General features: G+C 65.8%; 21 protein-coding genes. 9 read left to right on the top strand and 12 right to left on the bottom strand.

Translation table 11 applies throughout. The features are described 5' to 3' along the window. The first annotated feature begins 17 nt into the window (after positions 1-17). Genes F0185_RS10875 through F0185_RS10860 form a run of 4 tightly spaced genes read left to right on the top strand, consistent with a single transcriptional unit; the run spans position 18 to position 3,314 of the window. Positions 18-785, top strand: coding sequence for an SDR family NAD(P)-dependent oxidoreductase (locus F0185_RS10875; RefSeq protein ID WP_167224274.1), 768 nt, complete (start codon positions 18-20; stop codon positions 783-785). Further along, a complete protein-coding gene (locus F0185_RS10870; protein WP_167224272.1) occupies positions 785-2,083 on the top strand; it encodes an aspartate aminotransferase family protein in 1,299 nt (432 codons plus the stop codon). Before F0185_RS10875 ends, F0185_RS10870 begins: the two co-directional genes overlap by 1 nt. Next, a complete protein-coding gene (locus F0185_RS10865) occupies positions 2,080-2,781 on the top strand; it encodes an SDR family NAD(P)-dependent oxidoreductase (RefSeq protein WP_167224270.1) in 702 nt (233 codons plus the stop codon). Before F0185_RS10870 ends, F0185_RS10865 begins: the two co-directional genes overlap by 4 nt. A 20-nt stretch (positions 2,782-2,801) precedes the next feature. Beyond that, complete coding sequence (locus F0185_RS10860; RefSeq protein WP_167224268.1) at positions 2,802-3,314, top strand: hypothetical protein; 513 nt, start codon at positions 2,802-2,804, stop codon at positions 3,312-3,314. Here F0185_RS10860 and F0185_RS10855 read toward each other — a convergent pair. The 5 genes from F0185_RS10855 to F0185_RS10835 form a co-directional block, all read right to left on the bottom strand. After that, complete coding sequence (locus tag F0185_RS10855; RefSeq protein ID WP_167224266.1) at positions 3,307-4,311, bottom strand: lysylphosphatidylglycerol synthase transmembrane domain-containing protein; 1,005 nt, start codon at positions 4,309-4,311, stop codon at positions 3,307-3,309. The two genes, F0185_RS10860 and F0185_RS10855, sit on opposite strands and share 8 nt — an antisense overlap. After that, positions 4,308-4,970 carry a zinc dependent phospholipase C family protein gene (locus tag F0185_RS10850; RefSeq protein WP_167224264.1) on the bottom strand — a complete coding sequence of 221 codons (663 nt, stop codon included), beginning with the start codon at positions 4,968-4,970 and terminating at the stop codon, positions 4,308-4,310. The genes F0185_RS10855 and F0185_RS10850 overlap by 4 nt, the downstream gene beginning before the upstream one ends. Positions 4,971-4,977: 7 nt before the next feature. Continuing rightward, a complete protein-coding gene (locus F0185_RS10845; protein ID WP_167224262.1) occupies positions 4,978-5,142 on the bottom strand; it encodes a hypothetical protein in 165 nt (54 codons plus the stop codon). Next, entirely contained in the window at positions 5,139-6,590 is a 1,452-nt protein-coding gene (locus F0185_RS10840) for a radical SAM protein (RefSeq protein ID WP_167224259.1), read from the bottom strand. The genes F0185_RS10845 and F0185_RS10840 overlap by 4 nt, the downstream gene beginning before the upstream one ends. A gap of 94 nt (positions 6,591-6,684) precedes the next feature. Beyond that, on the bottom strand, positions 6,685-7,002 hold the full coding sequence (locus tag F0185_RS10835) for a metalloregulator ArsR/SmtB family transcription factor (RefSeq protein ID WP_166888733.1): 318 nt from the start codon (positions 7,000-7,002) through the stop codon (positions 6,685-6,687). Positions 7,003-7,132: 130 nt separating this feature from the next. Between F0185_RS10835 and F0185_RS10830 the strand changes: the two genes are divergently transcribed. Next, the gene (locus F0185_RS10830; protein WP_167224257.1) at positions 7,133-7,510 is read left to right on the top strand and encodes a thiol-disulfide oxidoreductase DCC family protein; all 378 of its coding nucleotides are present in this window, start codon (positions 7,133-7,135) and stop codon (positions 7,508-7,510) included. 33 nt (positions 7,511-7,543) lie between these two features. After that, complete coding sequence (ubiG, locus tag F0185_RS10825) at positions 7,544-8,266, top strand: bifunctional 2-polyprenyl-6-hydroxyphenol methylase/3-demethylubiquinol 3-O-methyltransferase UbiG (RefSeq protein WP_167224255.1); 723 nt, start codon at positions 7,544-7,546, stop codon at positions 8,264-8,266. A gap of 11 nt (positions 8,267-8,277) precedes the next feature. Here ubiG and F0185_RS10820 read toward each other — a convergent pair whose 3' ends face one another. From F0185_RS10820 to F0185_RS10805, 4 genes are all read right to left on the bottom strand, one after another. Further along, positions 8,278-8,916, bottom strand: coding sequence for a hypothetical protein (locus F0185_RS10820; RefSeq protein WP_167224253.1), 639 nt, complete (start codon positions 8,914-8,916; stop codon positions 8,278-8,280). A 36-nt stretch (positions 8,917-8,952) separates the two neighbouring features. Next, a complete protein-coding gene (locus F0185_RS10815; protein WP_167224251.1) occupies positions 8,953-9,771 on the bottom strand; it encodes an alpha/beta hydrolase in 819 nt (272 codons plus the stop codon). 385 nt (positions 9,772-10,156) lie between these two features. Beyond that, positions 10,157-11,677: a hypothetical protein gene (locus tag F0185_RS10810; protein ID WP_167224248.1), complete on the bottom strand. Its 1,521-nt coding sequence runs from the start codon at positions 11,675-11,677 to the stop codon at positions 10,157-10,159. Between the two features lie 159 nt (positions 11,678-11,836). After that, on the bottom strand, positions 11,837-13,108 hold the full coding sequence (locus F0185_RS10805) for a hypothetical protein (protein ID WP_167224246.1): 1,272 nt from the start codon (positions 13,106-13,108) through the stop codon (positions 11,837-11,839). A gap of 222 nt (positions 13,109-13,330) precedes the next feature. Between F0185_RS10805 and F0185_RS10800 the strand changes: the two genes are divergently transcribed. Then, positions 13,331-14,785, top strand: a complete 1,455-nt coding sequence (locus F0185_RS10800; protein WP_167224244.1) for an FAD-binding oxidoreductase — start codon at positions 13,331-13,333, stop codon at positions 14,783-14,785. A gap of 259 nt (positions 14,786-15,044) precedes the next feature. Here the strand turns inward: F0185_RS10800 and F0185_RS10795 are convergent, their stop codons facing one another. From F0185_RS10795 to F0185_RS10785, 3 genes are all read right to left on the bottom strand, one after another. Further along, positions 15,045-15,233, bottom strand: coding sequence for a hypothetical protein (locus F0185_RS10795; protein WP_167224242.1), 189 nt, complete (start codon positions 15,231-15,233; stop codon positions 15,045-15,047). A gap of 28 nt (positions 15,234-15,261) precedes the next feature. Beyond that, positions 15,262-15,735 (bottom strand): cache domain-containing protein, encoded by a 474-nt coding sequence (locus F0185_RS10790; protein ID WP_167224239.1) that lies wholly within the window; start codon positions 15,733-15,735, stop codon positions 15,262-15,264. Between the two features lie 117 nt (positions 15,736-15,852). Next, complete coding sequence (locus tag F0185_RS10785) at positions 15,853-18,033, bottom strand: metallophosphoesterase family protein (protein WP_223164491.1); 2,181 nt, start codon at positions 18,031-18,033, stop codon at positions 15,853-15,855. A gap of 169 nt (positions 18,034-18,202) precedes the next feature. Here F0185_RS10785 and F0185_RS10780 point away from each other — a divergent pair, with 169 nt between their 5' ends. Together F0185_RS10780 and F0185_RS10775 are read left to right on the top strand one after the other, a co-directional pair. Continuing rightward, on the top strand, positions 18,203-18,946 hold the full coding sequence (locus F0185_RS10780; protein WP_229476902.1) for a penicillin-insensitive murein endopeptidase: 744 nt from the start codon (positions 18,203-18,205) through the stop codon (positions 18,944-18,946). Further along, positions 18,943-20,889, top strand: a complete 1,947-nt coding sequence (locus F0185_RS10775) for a leucine-rich repeat domain-containing protein (protein WP_167224237.1) — start codon at positions 18,943-18,945, stop codon at positions 20,887-20,889. The genes F0185_RS10780 and F0185_RS10775 overlap by 4 nt, the downstream gene beginning before the upstream one ends. The last annotated feature ends 165 nt before the right edge of the window (positions 20,890-21,054 follow it).

The raw sequence follows: 21,054 nt of genomic DNA, 5'->3' as shown, positions 1-21,054 counted from the left end.
ATGAAACGGAACACCCTGTGATCGACTCCGACCCCCCTGCGCCGCCATTGCGGCTGGCGGGAAAGCGCTGCCTGGTAACCGGCGGCTCGCGCAACCTGGGCCGCGCCATCTGCCTGGCCTTCGCCGCCGCCGGCGCGCGCGTGGCATTTACTTACATCAAAGACGACGAACAGGTCGAAGTCACCCGCGCCATGCTGCGCGAGCTGGGCGCCGAGCCGCTGGTGTTCAAGGGATCGGTTACTGATGCGGCCCACGCGAGGAGTACCGTCAACGCCATCGTGGCCGAGTGGGAGGGGCTCGACATCCTCGTCAACAACGCCGGCGTAATGCAGGTGCTGCCGATCGCCTTGCTGGAAGAAGACGACTGGGACCTGGTGCTCGATACCTGCCTGAAGGGCGCGTACATCTTCTCGCGCGCGGCGCTGCGGCCCATGCTGCGGGCCAAGAAGGGGAGCATCCTCAATATCGGCTCGATTGCCGGCGAGCGGATCGTCGAGTCGCCCGTGCATTACGCGGCGGCCAAGGCCGGCCTGCAGGGCTTCACGCGCGCGCTGGCCAAGGAGGTGGGGCGCTACGGGATTGCCGTCAACGACCTGTCGGCCGGCTTGCTGGAAGCGGGCATGGGCCAGCAGGCGCCCCAGTACCGGCTCGACGACTACACCACGCACTGCCCGCTGGGGCGCACCGCCACGCTCGAGGAAACCGCCGCTTTCGTCACCTGGCTGGTGTCGGACGAGAACAGCTTCATGAGCGGCGCGCGCCTGACCTTCGACGGAGGCCTTTGATGGACGCACTCCTGCATCAGGGCTACGACGATTTTCGCGCGTTTGTGAACCCGCTGGTGTCGATGCGCGCGCGCCTTTGCAGCGAACCTTACCTGCTCGAACGCGTGGAGCACGGCCACCTGATCGACACCGGCGGCAAACCGTACATCGACCTGCTGGCCGGCTGGGGCACGCAGGCGTTCGGCCATCGTCCGCCAGCGATCGAGGCGGCGCTGATGGACTTCCTGCGTGGCCGCGCGCCATCGTTCTACCCATCGGGCATCAGCCCCTACGCCGGGTTGCTGGCCAGCCGATTGCACCAGCGCACCGGTTACGACGCGGCGTTTTTCGCCAACGGCGGCGCCGAGGCGGTGGAGGCGGCGCTCAAGCTGGTGCGCGGCGCCAGCGGCAGGCCGCGCATCGTTTGCATCCATGGCGCCTACCACGGCTGTACCTTCGGTAGCGTGGCGATGATGCAGGCCGGCCCGTACCGCGACATTTTCGGCCCGCACCTGCCGATGGTCGACGCGCTGCCGTTCGGCGACATGCAGGCGCTCGACCACGCGCTGGCCGATCCGTCGCTTGCCGCCATCGTGCTCGAACCGATCCAGGTCGAAGCCGGCGTGCGCCAGCCCGATGCCGCTTACCTGGCACGCCTGTGCCACGGCACGGGCGAGCGCGGCGTGCTGCTGGTGGCCGACGAAATCCAGACCGGCCTTGGACGCACCGGGCGCTTTTTGTCCAGCCAGGACTGGCCGCGCCGGCCCGACGTGGTCACCCTCGGCAAAGCGCTCGGCGGCGGCTTGATGCCGCTGTCGGTGATGCTCACGCGGCGCCCGATTTTTGACGGCGTGTACGGCAAGTTCGCGCTGGCCGAGGCGCATGCGTCCACCTTCAGCGGCAACGCGCTCGCCTGCGTGGCCGGCCTGGCGGCGCTCGACCTGCTGGACGACGCCATGCTGGCCGATGTGGAACGCAAGGGCCGCTTGTTGCGCAAGGCGCTGGACGAATTCGTCATGCCGTCGCCACTGGTCAAGGCGATCCGCGGCGAAGGCCTGATGCTGGGCATCGAGCTCGAAGCGCCGGACCATCCGTGCTACCAGTTCGACTACCTCGGCGTGCCCGAACTGGCGGCGCAGCCGGCCATCGGCATGCTGCTGGTGCACCGGCTGTACAAGGCCGGCTACATCTCGCAGATTTGCGGCCACGCGTGGCAGGTGCTGCGCGTGCAGCCATCGTTCACGATAACCGACGACGAGCTGCTGGCGTGCGTGCATGCGCTGCGCGAGGCGCTCGACTTCCTGTGGGATCTTCAATGAAACGCGTACTTGTACTGGGCGGCAGCGGCGCCCTCGGCTCGGCCCTGCTGCGCGAACTGAAACGCAGCGGCGCCGATGTGGTGTTTACGTACTGCCGGCGCGCCGCGCTTGCCGCCGCCATGGCCGACGAACTCGGTTTCGCGGCCTACGCGGCCGATTTTGAACGGGCCGACGCGCTGGACCTGCTGTTCGATGCGCTCGCGCGCGACGGCCGCTTGCCCGACGTGGTGGTCCACTGCGCCGGCGTGGCGCCGATCGCCTCGCTGGGCGCGGTGACGGCGGCGGCGTGGGACGCGGTGCATGCGGTGCACGGACGCGCCGCGCTGCTGTGCGCGCAGCAGATGGAGCGGCGCGGCCTGCGCGGTGCGCTGGTGCTGGTCGCCGCCCTCGACGGCGTGCAGCCGGTTCCCGCGCCCGCCCATTACGCGGCCAGCCAGGCGGCCATGTGGGGCCTGACCCTGGCGCTGGCCAAGGAGCTCGGCCCCAAGGGCATCCTGGTCAACCTGGCCGTGGTGGGCGTGCTCGATGGCGGCATTGCGGCGGCGCTCGACCCGAAACTGCGCGAATCGTACCGCCGCTATTCGGCGCTCGGGCGCACCGGCACCTGTGTCGAGGCCGCGCGCGGCCTGCGCTGGCTCGCGCTGGAAAACACCTACCTGAACGGCGCCCAGTTCCCGCTCACGGGCGGACTGGGATGAAGCGCGCCGGCGGCATCTATATGATGCTGTTGCTTGCCATCCTGGCGGTGCAGAAGACGCAGGACGGGCTGGCGCCCGAACTGCTGTGGATGTGCCACGTGACCAGCACCATGCTGGCGCTGGGCCTGCTCGCCAATGCCGCGCCGCTGATCGTCACGGGCTTCCTGTGCCAGGGGGCCATCGCCTTGCCGGCCTACGTGCTGCATGTGGCGGCCGGCGGCCATACCTCGCTCGCCTCGTTCCTGCTGCATGCGTCGGCGCCGGCGCTGGGGGCGCTGGCGTGGCGCGGCAGGCGCATCCCGGCTGTCGTTCCATGGGTCGCGCTGGCGATCTACCAACTGCTCGTTGCGCTCAGCCAGGCGTTCACGCCCGACAGCATGAACGTCAACCTGGCGTTTCGCCCTTGGGACCCGCTGGCGGGCTTCCTCCCGTCGGGCTGGCCGATCCGGGCGTTGAACCTGGTGCTGATGCTGGCGCAGTTGCATGCGGCGCGCTGGCTCTGGAACCGCACCGTGCCGGCGAGCGTTAGCTGAACACCTTGGGCAGCTTCCACGCGCCCGCCAGGCGGAACTCGCGCGCCAGCACCAGCGCGCCGGGAACCGCCACCAGGTACCAGCACAGCACGCGCAAGGTCACCGCCACGGCCATGCCCTGCGGCGTGAGCGCGGCATCGAGCATGTAGCTGGTTGCCACTTCGGCCACGCCGATCGCGCCCGGCACCGGCGCCAGGTAGGCGATCATCAGGCTGGTCGAAAAGATGGTCAGCGCTTGCAGCCAGGTCAGCGTAAAGCCGAAGTGGGTGGCGAGCAGCCAGCCGATCGCCACGTAGGTCAGCAAAAAGACCACCGAGGCCAGGTGGCACACCAGGTGCTGCACATCGATCGACTTGCCGATGGCGGAAATGGCATGCGCGCTCTGGCCGATACCGAGCAGGGTCTTTTGCCACAAGCCGCCATCTTTCATGGCGCCGGCGCGCCGTTCGGTCCAGCGCATCACCGGCCCCGGGAAAAACGCCATCAGCGCCAGCAGCAGCGCTATGCCCAGCAGCGGGGCGGTCAGCAGTGGCAGGCCGACCTGCAAGGGCGCCGGCAGGGGAATGGCGTGGCCGAAGGTGAGCGTGACGCACGAGACCAGGCAAATCCACAAGGTCATGTAAATGCTCTTGCTGACCGACGCCGCCAGCGAGTGCGGCATCGGCACGCCCTGGCGCCCGAGCACGAACATCATGGCCGGCGTGTGCAGTTCGGCGCTGGGCGTGATGCTGGTGACGAAGTAGCTCACGCAGGTCAGGCGCAGGCCTTGTGCAAAGCGCAGCGGATGGCCGAGCACCGCGAGCATGCTGCGCAGGCGGATCCAGTCCAGCATATAGAACAGGCAGGTCAGGGCGGCAAGGCCGAGCCACAAGGGCAGGGCAATGGTGCCGATCAGGGCCAGCACGCCACCGAGGCTGGCGCCGCTGGCATGCGAGAAAAAGCGCACGGTCAGGTAGACGGTCAGCGCGAACAATACGGCAAACAGGATTTTTTTCAAGAGCGGGTCGCTTCGATGAAGGTCAGGTAGACCGCCGCCAGGTGGCCGGCGGCGGTGGGGATGATGTGTTCGGCCTGGGCGGCGAATTCGGCGCGCGTGAGCGAGCGGCGCAGGCCGAGCCGCTTGAGCAGGCGCCCCCAGTGGTGGTTGGTGCGGTCGGGCGCGAAGCGCTGCGTGAATGCCGCCAGGCCGGCGGCGGCGTCATGCGCGCTGGCGTACTGGTGCGGCACGTCGAAGGGCAGCGCCGCCAGTTGCGCGCCGTTGGCTTCGACGTACCACTCGTAGCCGTCGGTCAGGTGCGCCACGCGGCTGGCGTGGACCGGGCAGGCCATGTCGATCACCAGGTGCGAGGCCATCCCCAGTTGCACGAAGGCGCGCGCGTGCTGGCCGGCGCGCCATGCCGTCACTGCGCGGTCGACATAGTCCTGCGCCTTGGCCGGGGCGCTCGCCGTCAGGAAGGGAATGAAGCCGCCACCGAGATGGCGGCCAGAAAAGTGGCTGAGCGACCAGTGCTCCCGGATTTTTCGGCGGCGCGGCATCCAGGTGACGTCTTCGCGGATCGCGCCCAGCACCAGCGCATCGTGGAAGCGGTTGAACCAGGGGTCGTCCAGCTTGCGCACGGCCAGGCCGATCACCAGCTGCAAGCCGTTGTATCTCACTTGTATCTCACTTGTCCACTGCCGCCTGGTAGCGCGCCAGCAGGGCAAGCAGCTCGCCGTACCGGCGCTGGCCGCCGTGATCCTGGCAGAACTGCGCGACGTGCGCGAGGAACAGGGGAATGGCTTCTTCCGGCAGGTCGAGCGCGCGCAAGATGTCCTGCTGGTCGTTCATGCGACGCTCAGCCGGCCGCTTCCCAGGGTGGCCACCGGGGCGCCGGGCGCCACCGAAAAGCGCGTGTCGCGGTCGCGGTACAGGATGTTGTAGGCGCAGGAAGGCACGTTGCGCCCGTCCGGCTCGCGGATGCCCACGCAGCATTGGCGTATGCGGTCGGTATCGAAGGTTTCTTCATCCATGTGCGAGTGCACGTAGATCGCTTTCGAACTCTGTTCGCCGATGCGCATGCGCTGTTCGGTCGACAGGCCGGGCGCGAACATGCGCGCCAGCAGGCCCTTGAGGGTGGCCAGGATCATGTCGCTGTCGGGGCTTTCCATCTCGCCGGCCCACAGGCGCGTGATGACGTCCTGCAGGCGCAGTTCCACCTGCGGGGTCGGTTCCAGGTACAGGGTGCCGGTCAGCAGCGCGCGCAGGTCGGCGCGTTCCATGAAGCGGGTGAACGGCAGCCAGCGGCCGTCGTCCAGGCGCAGCATGTAGGTGATCAGGTAGCACATCGGATGGCTCGATGGCGACGGCACGAAGTCGCTGATGCGCAGCGCGCCGCCGGTCTGCTGTTCCAGGTCGGCCAGCACGTCGTAGGTGGTGTAGCGGCCGCGCCGGTCGAAGCGCGAGCCGCCCTGGCCGGTGAAGGTCATCGTGTGCAGTTCGACGCTGCGGATGAAGTCCTTTTCCAGCGCCAGCTTCACGAACGCACCTACTTCATGGTCGTTGCTGCCGCGTGCCAGCACCGGCAGCAGGGTGGTGTCGACCTTGTATTTTTCGAGCAGGGCCAGCACCCGCATCTTCGCCTGGTAGAAATTCCCGCCCAACATGTCGATATTCGTCCCCGGCGTGAACGAGTCGAACGACAGCACGATGCGCGCGTCCAGCGCCGCCAGCCGTTCGAGCAGCCATTCATCCTTGAGAAAGCGCAGGCCGTGGGTGGAGATGGTGATGCGGTTGATGCCTTCGGCGTGGCACAGCTCCACCAGCCGCTCGAAGTCGGGATGCTGGGTCGGTTCGCCCCCGGTCAGGTTGATCATGCGGTTGCTCGGGTCTGCCCGCCGCATGTGCCCGAGAATGGCGCGCAGCTGGTCCTGCGACATATGGAAGGCGCCTTCGTTGCGGTTATGCGTGTAGCAGATCGGGCAATCGAGATTGCAGGCCGAGGTGATCGGCACGATCGGCAGCAGGACCTGTTGTTCGTGGCTGGTGCAGGGGCCGCAGTCGAACGGGCAGCCCTGGCTGGCCGGCGCGGCGTCCATGGGCGGCGTGAGCACCGGCGCCTCGTTCATCATGGCGTCGTACCAGGCGGCGTTGGACGATACGATGACTTCTTCGGAGCCATGCTGGGGGCAGCGCTTGCGCATGACCACGCGGCCCTCGCTGCGCCAGATGGTGGCGTCCACACTGCGTTTGCAGGTCGAACACAGGCTTGTCGTTGCGCGTACCAGTTCGTCGCTCATTGAGATCCACTTGGCAAATGCCGGACCAATCCGGAGATGTGCTGTGATTGTAATGGCAACGGCGTCAATCGCATAGCGGCTGATCGCGGAAGGTTTACTCCTTGGGCGCCTTCTTGCGCGCCAGCGCGCGGCTTTCCTGCTTGAGCTCTTGCGAGACCGGGCACACCGCCTGCATGAACGAGGCCAGCGTATTGGCCAGGTTGTCGCCCTGCAGGCGGTAGAACACGAATTGCCCGCGCTTGTCGCTGGCGATCAGGCCCGCCGATTCGAGGATGCGCAGGTGTTTCGACAACGATGGCTTGGTCATCTCGAAGCGCGTCGCGATCTCGCCCGCCGACAGCTCCGTTTCGGACAAATAGGCCAGGATTTTGCGGCGCGGGGTCGAGGCCAGGGCGGCGAAGATTTGATCCATGATGTGCGGTGCGCCTGGTGGACGGTAAAACGCCATGATACACCATGCTTTCCTAATTAGATAATTAGCTAGTTAGCTAAATATGGTGCATAATGGCCGCACCAACCCACTTTGCGATTGCGAGAACGCCATGCAAACTCCCGAGCCAGCGGCCACCGAGGCTGTCGTCTACTACAACAGCGCCTGTCCGGTGTGCGACGCCGGCATACGCGGCCAGCGTGAACGCATGCAGGGCTGCGCCGTCGAGTGGCGCGATGTACACGCCGAACCCGAACTGGCCGCGCAGCTGGGCATCGATATCGAAGCGCTGCGCGAGCGCCTGCATGTGCGCGACGCCAGCGGGCGCATGCTGGTCGGCGACCAGGCCTTTGCCGCGCTGTGGGCGGCCACGCCGGGGCAGCGGCCGCTGGCGCGCCTGGTGCGCTCGATGCACTGGCTGGCAGGGCCGCTGTACAAGGTTCTCGCGCGCCTGCTGTATCGCTGGAACCGCTGGCGCGGCAACTGGTAATCCCCTATTAAGATCACTTTACGGAGCATGACCATGCACACACCGACTTCCGGGCTTCACCCGAACGCCGACCCGGCTGAACTGGCGCGCTTCAACAATCTCGCCACGCGCTGGTGGGACGAGCAGTCCGAGTTCAAGCCGCTGCACCGCATCAACCCGCACCGGCTGGACTGGATCGATGCGCTGTGCTCCCTGGCAGCCAGGCAGGTGCTCGATGTCGGCTGCGGCGGCGGCATCCTGGCCGAATCGATGGCGCGCCGCGGCGCCAGTGTCACCGGCATCGACCTGGCCGAGAAGCCTTTGCAGATCGCGCGCTGGCATGCGCAGGGTCAGCAGGTCGATGTGAACTACGCCTACAGCAGCGCCGAGGCATGGGCGGACGGGCGCGCGGCGCAGTACGACGTGGTCACGTGCATGGAAATGCTGGAGCACGTGCCGCAACCGGCGGCGGTGATCGAGGCCTGCGCGGCGCTGGTCAAGCCGGGTGGCTGGGTGTTTTTTTCGACGATCAACCGCAACCCGCTCAGTTACCTGATGGCGATCGTCGGCGTGGAATATGTGCTGCGCATCCTGCCGGTCGGAACGCATCAATATAGCCGCCTGATCAAGCCGGCGGAACTGACCGGCATGGCGCGCAACGCCGGCCTGGTGCTGGCCGACCAGCGCGGCTTGGGCTACAACGCGCTGACCCAGCGCTTTCGCCTGCACCGGTTCATGGGCGTGGGTTATCTGCTTGCCATGCAAAAGGCCGCGTAAGCCTTGATTCGCTATGTCCTTGGGGCCAGGAGCGGGTGTTGTTTCAGTGCCGCCAGAAAGTCCAGGTTGCGGTGGCGTGTAATGCGCTTGTTGCGCGCGTATGGCGCCAGTGCGGCATCGATAGCCTGGCAGCCGTTCCGGATCAGGCAAATGGCGATGACCGGCAGCGGATACGCGTAATGATCCGGATAGGCGACAACGTCCTCGATCAAACCCTCGCTGATGGCGAGCAGGCGCTCCATCTTGGGAATATGCCATTTGGCCAGGCGCTCGATGATTTCGCCGCAGGTCCTGTCGATATCCATGCCGTCGTGCACCCGCACTACGCCGCCGATATCGGGACTGAATTCCTTGCGTTCTTCCGACAATGAATTGAAGCTCATGGTGGCGCAATTGAGCAGATTGCTGGCGTACGGCAGTGCCAAACCGCCCAGCACCTCGTGCACGATGCCGCCGGTGATCTCGCATGCCAAATACACGCCGCCGGCATTGCGCAGGTAGTCGAACGTCAGCTCGCCGAGCTGCTGTTTCGTGTCTTTGTCCAGCATCTTGATACCGTTCTTGAGTGGCTTGAGCAGCGCGATATCGGAACCCGGTTCGCCGAGCCGCGCGGCCAGCGCCGCCTTGAATTGCAGTTTGATGGTGTTCAATGAGGTGGTATCCCGTAAGGTAAAAAGAGCGCAGCGTCATTCGCCGGGCGGCAGAAACGGCGTCACCATGTCCGCCCAGTGGGCTTGCCAGCAGCAGGAGTGGCCAAAGCCCGCAACCACCGTCACGGGTGGGCGCGCCGCAGCCGGGAAGCGCGCCGCGTACGCCGCCAGCACGGCCGGCGGCACCACATCGTCACCGGCGCCCACCCAGTGTTGCTGCGGCACGCGTGCCAGCCGCGCGGCGTGGTCGGCGGGATTGAAGGAGGCGGTCAGCGGCGACAGGTGCTGCAGGCGCGCCCATTCCACGGTATCGAGATTGGCGGCGACTGTCAGCAGCAGGGCCACGTCGGCGCGGCGCGCGGCCAGCAGCGCGGCCACGGCGCCGCCGCCGGAATAGCCCACCAACACCAGGCGCCGCGCGCCGGCGTGCCGCATCAACTGGTCGAGCGCGCCGTTCATGCTGTCGATGACTTCGGGGCCGTAGCGCGCATCGGTCCACAGCGCGCTGCGGCAGGCGGCGGGCAGGGTAGTCCCCTGGAACTGGCATGGCCGCGCCAGATACGCCACCGCGCCATGCGGATGGCGCAGCGCCAGTTGCAGCGCCACCGGATGGACGGGCGTGGGATCGGGCGAGACGGCGGTGGCGCTCAGCCACGCCAGGCCGTCGCCTTCCAGGTACACGGTCAGCGTTGTCGCCGCCGTTGACGCAGGGCGGTAGACGGTGAGGGCGAAATCGCCCGCCTGGACCGAGTGGCGTTGCCAGCGCGCCGCAGCGGCCAGCGCGTCTGCCTGCTGCAAGCGCCGGGCCGGATCGACGCCGGCGCACGCGCTCAGCAGTCCGGCAAGTGAAAGCATGGACAGCCGTGCCACGAGGCGGACAAGCGCTTGATTAAGTAACATTATCCGGTTTTTCGACCATGACGCAGAGGATGATGATTGTATGCCGGTTCAAGCGCCGAAGCTGACATCGGTGGCGTGCGTCGGCCTGCCGGTATGTACAGCGGCGCTGTTTGCCCGCATACTCGGCGTTTGGACAAAGCTATGCAAGCGAGCGACGATGACGACACCGGACAATCCTTACGCGCCCCTTGCGCCGCTACCGGCGCGGCGGGTCAATACGCGCCTGCGCGGCTTGTCGTATGCGCTCGCGGCGTTCTTCGCGGTCCACTTGCTGTTGGTCCTGGTGGCGTTGGTGCTCAATCCCAGCTACTACGTTATGCTGGCCAGCAAGAGCATTGTGTCATGCCTCTTTTTGATGACCACGGTGATCGGATGCATCAACATGTATGTCGGCGCAATGATGCTCGTTATGGGGCGCTGGCGCGGGCGCCTGCAGATGGTGTTCACCAGCGCCTTTTATAGTTTGCTCGTATCGGCTGCCACCTGGTGGCCCAACGATGGTGCGATCATGCTGGGCATCAGCGGCCTCGTTCTGGCGGCGGCGGGCGCATGGTTGGCTCGCGCGGCACAGCGGGACCTGCCAGGGAGCGGCCTCCTTTAGGCTGCGGGCATCAAGGAGTTGCGCCGACCAGCGCGCGCAGCTTTTCCGATGCGTCGTAGCGGCACTCGGCCGCGATGTGGGCGGGCAGGCAGTCCCATTTCCAACAGCAGTTCGACGGCCTGACGGCGGCAAACGCTGCACGGGTTGGTGCGATAGACCCATTGCGCCACCCCGGCCAGCGCTGGCCGGGGTGGCGCTGGTGCAGAGGTCGACCGCGCTGCTTCCGAGGGCATGCGCTTCGTCGCCGTCGACCGACTGGCGTTCGAGGGCGTCTAGGATCAGCGTTTCATCGCCTGGCTGGAAGCTGTTTTTGAATAGCGCGATTTCCTCGGAAAATTCGCTCGAAAAGTCCGGATCGCCGAGACGTTCACGACCCAGTGCGTACACGCGCGGGTCGCTGAGGTTCGACAGCGCCATGACAGCCGCGTTGCGCACATCGGTTGCACTGTGGCTGGCTAGTTCCCATACGTGTTCGTCGAGGTACGGTAGGGTCGCCCGTCTGAATATCCACAACAGCTTTTCAGAAACCTTGGGATCGGGTTCAACACGCAGATGGTCGAGGATGCGGATCAAGTCTTCCTCGCCTGCCCAGCGGCCGAACAGCAGAAAAAGCCCGCGTCCGGCCGACTTGCGGGTAGCGGCGGCCAGGATGGCGTCGCACGGGTTTCTCGCCATGAACTCCTCGCCGCGTCGCTCGTCGCGCTCCGCCTGGCTTTCGTGCGACCGGTCGTGCGCGGCGTCGCTGGCGATCCGTGCTCCCTCCCTGGCGACGTAGGCGGCGACTGCCTCGTCGCCAGCCGCCACTCGTTTCAGTTCAGCGAACACGGTGTCGAAGGAGATCGTGTGGTCAATCAAGCGATCGACCGTATCGACCCACGCATCGGGGTCTTGCAGGACGACTTTCCCCAGGTGCTGGGCCATCTCGATCACGGCTGGAATGCCATCGAGCGCGCAAAGAGCGGCGGCGCCGAGAACGCTGTCGGCTGAAAAAGTCTGCGCCCAGACGAAGCTGCGCAGCGCGGATGCCGCCTTAAGGTCGCCATTGCGGCCCATCAGGCTGGCCAGTTCGCGTAGTTGGTCGCCATCCCGGTCATCCGTACTGTTGGCCAGCGCCGCCAGGATCGGCCCGACGAAGCGCGGGTATGCCGGCGTTCCTTTGAACAGGCTGTACATCCAGTCGGCGCGGCTACCCTCGCACTGGCGGTCGAAGCACTGGTCTTCGAGGCAGGCGGCCAGCACCAGGTCTTCTACGCCGTCCATGCTGTGATCGCGCAAGTGCATCACGACGGAGCCGCGCCCATGTCGTAGGGCGATGGCGAATGCCTCGCGCGAGAGTTCGGTCGATTGAATGGTTCACTCCAAAAGTTCAACAGGGGAGCGTGCATTGTAAGCCACGCGCGGCTGCCGGCAAGGCGGGTGTCAGAATGCCTTGTGCATCAGCGCGCGCAGTTCGTCCGAGGCGTCGTAGCGGCATTCGGTCGCAATGTGCGCGGGCAGGCAGTCCCATTCCAGCAGCATCTCGACGGCATGGCGGCGGCAAATGGTGCAGGGACTGGTACGGTAAACCCATAGCGCCACCCCGGCCAGCGCTGGCGACCTGGCCTCGGTGCACAGCTGCACGGCGTAGTAGCAAAGTTTGTATGCATCTTCCCCGTCGACCGACTGGCGTTCCAGCGCGGCCAGGATCAGCGTTTCATCGCCTGGCTCGAAATTGAGGTGGAACCGTTCGAGCTCCCACGCAGATTTGAACGAAAATGCAGGATCGCCAACGCGTTGCCGCGCCAGCTCGCGCAGACGCGGATCGCTGAAGCAAGACATTGCCGTTTCCGCCGCTTGGCGTACGCCGGGCGAGCTGTGGTTGGCGAGTTCCCAGACACGGTCGTCCAGGCGGATCAGTGTGCCGCTGGAGAATACGTGCAGCAGGTTTTCGCATGCTTGCGGGTCGCTTTCGAGCTGCAGATGTTCGAGCACGCGGTCCAGGTCTTCCTTGCTCGCCAGCCGGCCGAACTTCTGGAACTGGTAACGGCCGCTCGACGTGCAGGAGGCCGCCGCCAGGATGACCTCAACCGGGTTTTTGCGCATGAATCTCTGAACGCGTTTCGGCTCACCCGCAACCCGCGCCGCATACGCGTGATCGTACCTGGCGTAAAACGCATACAGGTTCGCTTGATTTGCGGAGTAGGCCGCCACCGCCTCGTCGCTGGCGGCAAGCCGTTTCAGCTCGGCCACCACGGCATCGAAGGAAAGGACGTCTTCGATCAGAGAACCCAGCGAATCGACAGACGCTTCGGCGTCTTGCTGGAGAACCGTTCCGAGGCGCCGCGCCATCTCGACCACGGCAGGCATGCCGTCGATTTTAGTGAGCTCGCCGGCGCCGATAAGGGCGCCGCCCGAGAAGTCTTGTGTCCACACGAAGCTGCGCAGCGCGGCTGCGGCCTGAAGGTCGCCATCGCCGGCCATCAGGCCAGCCAGTTGGCGCAGGTGATCGCCATCGGTATCACGCAGGCTGTGGGGGACTGCCGCCACGATCGCATCGACGAAGCGCGGGTAAGCCGGCGTGCCCTTGAACAGGCTGTACATCCACGGGGCGCGGCTGCCCTCGCACTGGCTCTCGATGCATTGTTCTTCGAGGCAGGCCGCCAGCACCAGGTCCTCGACATCGTCCATGCCGTGCGCGCGCAAGTGCATCACGACGGAGCCGCGTCCATGCCGGAGGGCGATGGCGAATGCCTCGCGGGAGAGTTTGCTCGATTGAATAGGCGGCTCCAAAAAATTCAACACACGTGCCTTCATTGTACGCGGCGCCCACGCGGCGCTACCTTTGGTAGCGTCGGGCGGCACCCGAACGGAAGCGGTTGGCCTGCGTGCTCCCCGCTGCAATAATCATTCGGTCGCCTTCCCAGAGAACCCGCCATGAACCATTCCAACGACTTCCCATTAGTGAACGATGTCCATTCCGGCCTGAACGCCACCCGCGTGGCGGATATTATCGCTCCGCGCAACGTGGCCGGCATCAGCGCGGCGATCGCCCACGCCGCCGAGCACAATCTGCCGGTGGCCATCTGCGGCGCGCGCCATGCGATGGGAGGGCAGCAGTTCGGCGAAGCGGCCCTGCTGCTCGACATGCGCCACATGAACCGCGTGCTCGACTTCGACGACGTCAACGGCCTGATCGAAGTGGAGGGTGGCATGCAGTGGCCTGCCTTGATCGATTATCTGCACGCGGCGCCGCAAGGAAAAACCCACGGCTGGAGCATCCGCCAGAAGCAGACCGGCGCCGACGCGCTCACCCTGGGCGGCTGCCTGTCGGCCAACGTGCACGGGCGCGGCTTGCGCATGGCGCCCTTCATCGCCGACGTCGAAGCCTTCAAGCTGGTCGACGCCCAGGGCACGCTGCATCATTGCAGCCGCCAGCGCCACCCCTTGTTGTTCAACCTGGCCATTGGCGGCTATGGCCTGTTTGGCGTGATCGCCAGCGTCACCCTGCGCCTGGCGCCACGGCGCAAGATGCGAAGGGACGTGAGCGTGATCGGTCTCGATGACTTGCCGGCCGCCTTCGGGCAACGCATCGACGCCGGCTACGTCTACGGCGACTTTCAGTTCGCGATCGACCCGGCCAGCAGCGACTTCCTGCAGCGCGGCGTGTTCTCGTGCTACCTGCCGGTGGACGATGCGACGCCGCTCGACGCGGCCGGCAAGGACTTGTCGGAACAGGACTGGCGCGCCCTGCTGGAACTGGCCCACACCCACAAGACGGACGCCTTCGCGCAGTACGCCGCGCACTACCTGTCCACCGACGGCCAGGTGGCCTGGAGCGACCGGCTCCAGCAAAGCACCTACCCGGACGGCTACCACCGCGCCATCGACCGCAAGCTGGGACACTGCGGTTCGGAGATGATCGGTGAGCTGTACGTGCCGCGCGAGCGCCTGTGCGACTTCATGCGCGAGGCCGCGGCCGACTTTCGCCAGCACGGCGTGGACCTGATCTACGGGACCATCCGCCTGATCGAAGCGGACCGCGAAAGCTTCCTGCCTTGGGCGCGCCAGGACTACGCCTGCGTCATCTTCAACCTGCACACGGCACATACGGCGCACGCCATCGAGGCGACCAACGAGGCCTTCCGGCGCCTGATCGACCTGGCCATGGCGCGCGGCGGCAGCTATTACCTGACCTATGCGGCAGCGGCCAGCCTGCGCCAGGTGCAGGCCTGCCATCCGGCGTTCGGCGAATTCTTGGAATGGAAAAGGCGTCTCGACCCGCAGCAGCGGTTCCAAAGCAACTGGTACCGCCACTACCGCGACCTGTTCGGCGCGGCAGGCGAGACGCCGCAAACCCTTACTTACCGCCAGGGCAGGAACCGAAGTTGACCGACTGCTTCGCCGGATACGCGGCCGCTGTGAGCTTATTGGTCACGTCGGTGATGCTCAGGTCTGTCCAGCGCACGCTTTCCAGCACCAGTGTCATCGGACCCGGGCATGGGTTGTGTTTAGGTTTTGGCACTTTCAGCGTAATGCAGGCCGCCACCGTACCGTACTTGTCGGCTTGGTAGCTGGCCGAGGCGGTAATGGCTTCCTTGATGACCGTATCCTGGCCCGGTGGGCATTTGCCGCCGGGGTTACGGCAGGCCTACGAGGCCGTGACCATCCCTTTTGCCACATAGCTGACCTTCGACTCCTTTTTCAGGCCGGTTTCTTTGAAGCAAATTTTCACGTCGCCGGTTTTGGGATCGATCGCCCGGGCGTTGATGCGCACTCTCAGGGTAGGCCGCTGGGACCGGGCACCTTTGTGCAGACGCACACCTTCTGGATGATTCAATCGGGCCAGGCCGCGGTAGTCGGGCTGCCTATTTCAGGTAGGCGCCGCCGCAGACGACCACATCTTCGTGCGGCTGGCAATACATGGCTTTTGGCTCGGTTTTCTTGCTCACGGGATTGGTGAATTTGTATTCCTGCCAGAACGGTGCTTTCTTGCGCGCCAGTTCGAGCCGCTCGCGCACGAATTCCTTGCCGTCCACATCCTTGATGTCCATGAGGTTGCGGTTGATCATCTTCAGATTGGCGCCATGCGCGCGCACCACGCCGTCGGTTCCGTACACGGTGATGTAAAGGTCGCGGTCGGTGAACGGGCCATCCTTGCGGTTGACCTCGGCGTAACTCTTTTCCTTGCCATTGGCCTTGATATAGGCGACAGTCTTTTTCACCATTGCCTCGGCCTCCGCCTTGGTAACGAACTCGTCGGCGGCGGCGGGCAAGGCCAACGCACACAGTAGGGTCAGCGGCAACAACGTGCGCGCACGCAAGGATTGGACGATGTACATTGAAGCTCCCTGGAAAGAGCGCCCGGTTTGGCGCAAGGTCCACGCTAGCACGCGTGTGGGAGCGGCGATACACTCAGCACTGCTAGTGTGCTGAGTGTCGCGGGCCAGGGCGTGACCTCAGTTAAAGCTCAAGCCGCCGGGATTGGCGTTGGTAACCGTTTTCGCCTTCAGGTCCACCGTAAAGTGATCGCTCGGCTTGGCCGAGCCGAGTCCCTTGAAGATCGAGAAGACCTGCTTGAACTGGTCCTGGAACAGCACGTGGACCGGGTTCTGGTCCGACGGCTGGGCGCCCACCCTGACCGGTGCCGCCGGTTTGGCCGGAAACGCCGCCATCAACACCTTGTACATGCGCACCCGCTCCGCGCCCATGTCGCGCAGGGCCAGTTCGCCCGCATACACGGTGCGGTGGAAGTCGCCATGGAAGTCGTAGGCGGTGACGTTGGCAAAGTCGTCCAGTTTCAGGCCCGCCGCTGCCGCCAGCTTGCCGGCGCGGGTGGTGGCGTCGGCCCAGTCGGTGGCCAGTTGCGCGGCCGGTGCCGGCGTGCCGGCCACCGTCCCCTTGGCCGCGCATGACGCGGTGAGCGGCACGATGCCCGGCGCGTCCTTGAGCTGCGCCAGCGTGACCCTGGTTTCCAGCTGCGACAGGATCAGCATCTGCTTCGCGTTCAGGCTGGTCGCCGCTTCCTTCATCTCGCACGGCCAGTATTCATCCATGAAGCGCAGGCGCGACAACTCGCCGAAATAGTAGCGCGTAAATTCGCCGTACGACCTGGTATCGAGGATGGCGTGGTTCCAGCGTTTCTTGATATCGGCCTCGGCGCCGCTGCCTTGCAGGTAGGCGTACTCGCTCTCGTACAGCGCAAAGAGCTCGTTAAAGCGCGGCACGTTGGTCAGGGCCACGGTGCTCACGTCGACCGTGTCGGCATCCTTGTAGGTGACCACCTTGTACGAGGCGCCGTACACGGCCAGCGACGGCGACTGCACATTGACCAGGAAATTACCCGCCGCATCCTGATAGTCGTTGGTGCCGTTAAAGTGCATGTGACCGCCAACGTGCAGGCGCAGGCCGGTGGCCGCCAGCGCCGCCGTGGTGGCCGCCACCGGCACGCGCGCCGTCTGGAACGCGCCTGGCTTGAATACGGCCTTCATGGCGTCGGTCTGGTTGGCGTAGAAATCCATGGTCGGATAGTGCGAGAACGCCATCAATTGCTTGCCTTCGGCCTTGGCGCGCGCTGTGACCGACTTGATCCACGCCATCTGGTGCCGCTTGTGGGTGAGGACCTTGTTCCAGCCCGCGTTGCCGGCGCCATCGAAACCCTTGAACGCCTTGGGCTTGGCCGGGTCGAACGAGGCGTTCGGGATAAACACGTTGGCGTCGATCGACAGCAGCCACAAGCCCTTGACCGGCTCGACCAGGTAGCTCGAATCGATGATGTCGCTGCACTTCGTGTAAGGCTTGCCGAGGGCTTTTTCGCCGTCGGCCCGGTACATGCCGCCTTCGCCCTCGGCGCACATTTCGAACTGGCGGTTGCGCACGTCGCCGCTGGCCATCGCTTCGGCGTAGCTGTATTTGCCGCCCGGGTAATTGCTGAACGGGGTTTCCCAGTGCAGGTCGGCCTTGTTCGGCATGTAGCCAAAATCGGACAGCTTGGCGATCAGCTTTTCATAGCCCATCTCCAGCAGTTCATTGGTGCAGACGACGGTCGGGTCCTTGGCCTTGCAGGCCGCGTTCCCGCTGGCGAACACCTTCTGCTCCTTGCCGTCCCTGGTCAAAAAGTCGCTCTTGCCGGCTTCGTCATCGTCGTACGGCTCGTTGGGGTCGTGATTGCCCGGAGCGATAAAGAAGCGCATGCCCTTGGCCTGGTACTCGTGCAGGATGGCGCTGATGCCGTTGATGTTGATCGGCTGCGCATCGTCCGAATAGTCGCCCGGCAGCGCGACCAGGCGGATGCCCCTGGCGAATGCGTCGTCAAGAGCTGCGCGGAAGGCGAAGTAGTTTTCGTTGAACAGGCGCGTCGAGGTGAGCTGCGCGTACATGGTGCGGATGGTGGCGTTCTTGCCGTCCTTGGTGGGAATGCCGCTGAACTGCGCGCTCTTGAAGTCGCCGTACACGTCTTCGAAATGCACGTCCGTCATGAAGGCGACGCTGGGCGTTGCGGCCGGCGCCGCCACTGGCGGCGCGACCGGGGCGGGCGCCGGCGGGGCGGCAGGTTCGTCGTCGCTGCTGCAAGCGGCCAGCAGCAACAGCGAGGCGGCGGCCAGGCCAAGGGACGGGCGAACGGAAGGTGTGATTCTCATGCATCAACTCCGGTAGACCGGCACCTGGCCGGGCGGGGTGGGGAAGCGCGCATTCTTGCATCGCAAAATGACCTGCTCATGACAGTCGCCTTGCGCAAGCACGCGCGATGCGCAAGAATGGTTCTCTTTTAACGACACTGCCGGCGTCCCGCGCGCCCGGCCTGGCACCATGTTGCGTCAATCTCTTGCTGTATTTCCCGGGCCGGCACGCGCCATCGCAATGCTGGCCTTTGGCGTGGGCGCCTTGAGCGCGCACGCCGCGCCGGCCAGCCTGTGCTTCGGCAGCGTGAGCAAGGGACGGCTCGAAGGGGGCGTCAAACTGCCGGTATCGGGGCCGAATTTTTCCGCCTACAGCGCACAGGCGATCGCCGCCGGCCGCACCCATGTGCATGCGACGGTGGCGCGCATCATCCTGGACGCGTACATGGGCGCGCACGCGGCAATGCCGGCCGCCAGGTATGTGTACGGCGAAACCGGCATGGCCAACGGCGGGCCGTTCGCGCCGCACAAGACCCACCAGAACGGGCTGTCGGCCGACTTCTTCGTGCCGGTGCGCGATGCGCGCGGCGCGCCGGCCTCGCTGCCGGCCAGCGCCCAAAACCACTACGGCTACGACATCGAATTCGACGCCGATGGCCGCTACCAGGATTACCGCATCGACTTCGCCGCCTACGCCGAGCACCTGTACCAGTTCGACGCGGCCGCCAGGGCGCACGGCGCGGCGCTGGGGCTGGTGATCGTCGATCCGCGCTTCATGCCGGCGCTGCTGGCCAGCGCGCGCGGGCCGTGGCTGCGAACGCACATCCCGTTCATGAAGGGCAAGCCATGGGTGCGCCACGACGAGCATTTTCATGTCGATTTCAAGCTCGCCTGCGCGCCGCCTGGCGCGGCACCGGCGGGGCGCCAGCCGTGACGGGCGCCGTGCCGCGCATCGTTCCGGCCGGCGTGGCCGTGCAAGCCGTGCTTGGGCCGGTCGACGACCTCAAGGCCCTGCTGGGCGCGTACTCCATGGACGACGACGCGATGGTCGCCATCCTGGTCGAAGGCGACTGGTCGTGCGCGACCGACGGGCCGCTGACGATGGAAGAACTGTGCGGCGACCTGGCCGCGCACCTGGCGGACGATAAAATCCTGTGCGCGATTGTCATCACCGGCAACCTGCACGCGCCCGGCGTGGTCCTGTGCGACAGCGACCGTGACTGGGCGCCGTCGCTCATCGTCGGCGGCAACGTCGTTGCGCGCAGCCTGAGCCTGGGCGGGGGCGCCACCCGGATCGGTGGCGACCTGGCGGTCGGCAGCACCATCTACGGCTTCTACAACCACGGCTCGCTCGACGTGGGCGGCGGCACGCGCGCCCACGCCATCGTCTGCGCCGACTTTTACATGACGTTCGCCGGCCCCGTCGACTGCGCGCATGTGGCGTGCACGCGCGGGTGGCTGACCATCCCGGTACATTTCGAAGGCGAAGCGATCAACCGCATGCTGCTACCCGACTTGCTCGATTCGGCCAACTGGCCGATCGATGAACTGGTCAGGCAAACGCTGGAAGAAGGTCGTTGCGTGCTGCTCCCGCCCGCGCAGATCGGCAAACAGCCTCCCGTCACGGTCAGCCGCGCCGGGCGTGCCCGGCTCGCGGAACTCGACCTGCAGGCCATCGACGGGCCGGTTCTCAGGCTCGATCTGTCCAAATGCGACCTCAAGACCGTACCCGAGTCGATTACCCGTTTCGCTGGCGCGAGCTGGCTCAGTCTCGCCGGTAACCGGATCGGCCGGGTGCCCGACTGCGTCGCGGCACTGCGCGAACTCGAGGTGCTCGACCTGTCCGACTGTGGCCTGGCGGCGCTGCCCGACTGGCTGGCCCGCCTGCCGAAGCTGCGCGTATTGCATGTCGCCGGCAACGACCTGACTGCGTTTCCCGCCATCGATGGCGGCTTTGCGGCGCTGGAGGAACTCGATATCGGCCATGGGTTCAGCCGCAGCGACGAGCATGTGGATTGGGCGTTCAACGTGTCGCTACGCGGCTTTCCCGCGCTGCGGCGCTTTGCCAACCGCCTGAACATCAAGGATGGCGCCAGCATCGCCGCCGCGCATGAAGGCTGGTACAGCCCGACCCTGGAGCACCTGCACATCGCGCCCGAGATGGCAGGCCGGATGCCCGACTGCCTGGCGCGCATGCCGCAACTGCGCTCGCTGGACTTGCAGATTGCCGCTGCGATGACGCCATCGGCCTTGCGGGTGTTGTCGGCCATGCCCTGGCTGGAAGCGATCCAGTTCAGCTACTGCGAACCGGGATGCGCCTTCCTGTCCGCACTGCGGGCGGCCTTGCCGGCCACCCTGATCCGCTGGAACACCGTGGGCGGGCAGGCGGCGTCCAGTGCGCACCGGGAGATCGACAGCCTGATTTATCACGACAGATTGGAGGAGGCATTGATTGCGGTGGAGCGCCACATCGGCAGCAGCGGCGGCCTGTATCCCTGCCTGCCCGCGTCGGACCACGAAGGGACTCTGCGCCGCAAGCTCGATATTCTCAGTGCCATGGCGCGCCTGTGCGACGACGCGCCGCTCAAGCGCCGCCAGATTGGCGCTGCCGCCGACTGGGCTGCGAGCATGATGGCGCGCTATGCCGGCGTGTCGGCGCCGACTTTGTGGCGGCTGGGGTATGAGCTGGGGAGCGACCATGCCGACTGCCAGATCACGCAAGCGTGGTGGCTGATCCGGCGCGAGGCGCCCGACCACGCTGGCGCGACGGCGCTGCTGGCGGCGCTCGAGCGCGAGGTCGCCGCGCATGCCCCGCACCGGCATATCGCCGAGCGCCTGCAACAGCGCATCGACAACCTGCGCGCGCTGATGGCCTGACACCGGGGGGCGGGGGATTGCCATGGTGGCCAGGTCGTCGCAGCTGGGAAGCTATCCTCACGCCGTGTGGCCGAAAACGCACGCGCAGGTGCTAACGCATCGCCTGTCGGAATGTTTACTTTCTTCCCCGACATGAAAATGATACCCTACGCTATTATGCGAAAA

Source organism: Massilia rubra, assembly GCF_011682065.1.
Classification (GTDB): Bacteria; Pseudomonadota; Gammaproteobacteria; order Burkholderiales; family Burkholderiaceae_D; genus Telluria_A; species Telluria_A rubra.
Note: the sequence above shows the minus strand (reverse complement) of the source record. Positions and strands in the feature narration are given on the sequence as shown.

Bases quoted from the DNA above. Each gene is read 5' to 3' on its own strand.
- F0185_RS10870 (WP_167224272.1), top strand. From the start codon at position 785: ATGGACGCACTCCTGCATCAGGGCTACGACGATTTTCGCGCGTTTGTG.
- F0185_RS10865 (WP_167224270.1), top strand. From the start codon at position 2,080: ATGAAACGCGTACTTGTACTGGGCGGCAGCGGCGCCCTCGGCTCGGCC.
- F0185_RS10860 (WP_167224268.1), top strand. From the start codon at position 2,802: ATGATGCTGTTGCTTGCCATCCTGGCGGTGCAGAAGACGCAGGACGGG.
- F0185_RS10845 (WP_167224262.1), bottom strand. From the start codon at position 5,142: ATGAACGACCAGCAGGACATCTTGCGCGCGCTCGACCTGCCGGAAGAA.
- F0185_RS10840 (WP_167224259.1), bottom strand. From the start codon at position 6,590: ATGAGCGACGAACTGGTACGCGCAACGACAAGCCTGTGTTCGACCTGC.
- F0185_RS10835 (WP_166888733.1), bottom strand. From the start codon at position 7,002: ATGGATCAAATCTTCGCCGCCCTGGCCTCGACCCCGCGCCGCAAAATC.
- F0185_RS10830 (WP_167224257.1), top strand. From the start codon at position 7,133: ATGCAAACTCCCGAGCCAGCGGCCACCGAGGCTGTCGTCTACTACAAC.
- ubiG (WP_167224255.1), top strand. From the start codon at position 7,544: ATGCACACACCGACTTCCGGGCTTCACCCGAACGCCGACCCGGCTGAA.
- F0185_RS10815 (WP_167224251.1), bottom strand. From the start codon at position 9,771: ATGCTTTCACTTGCCGGACTGCTGAGCGCGTGCGCCGGCGTCGATCCG.
- F0185_RS10810 (WP_167224248.1), bottom strand. From the start codon at position 11,677: ATGGACGGCGTAGAAGACCTGGTGCTGGCCGCCTGCCTCGAAGACCAG.
- F0185_RS10800 (WP_167224244.1), top strand. From the start codon at position 13,331: ATGAACCATTCCAACGACTTCCCATTAGTGAACGATGTCCATTCCGGC.
- F0185_RS10790 (WP_167224239.1), bottom strand. From the start codon at position 15,735: ATGTACATCGTCCAATCCTTGCGTGCGCGCACGTTGTTGCCGCTGACC.
- F0185_RS10785 (WP_223164491.1), bottom strand. From the start codon at position 18,033: ATGAGAATCACACCTTCCGTTCGCCCGTCCCTTGGCCTGGCCGCCGCC.
- F0185_RS10780 (WP_229476902.1), top strand. From the start codon at position 18,203: ATGTTGCGTCAATCTCTTGCTGTATTTCCCGGGCCGGCACGCGCCATC.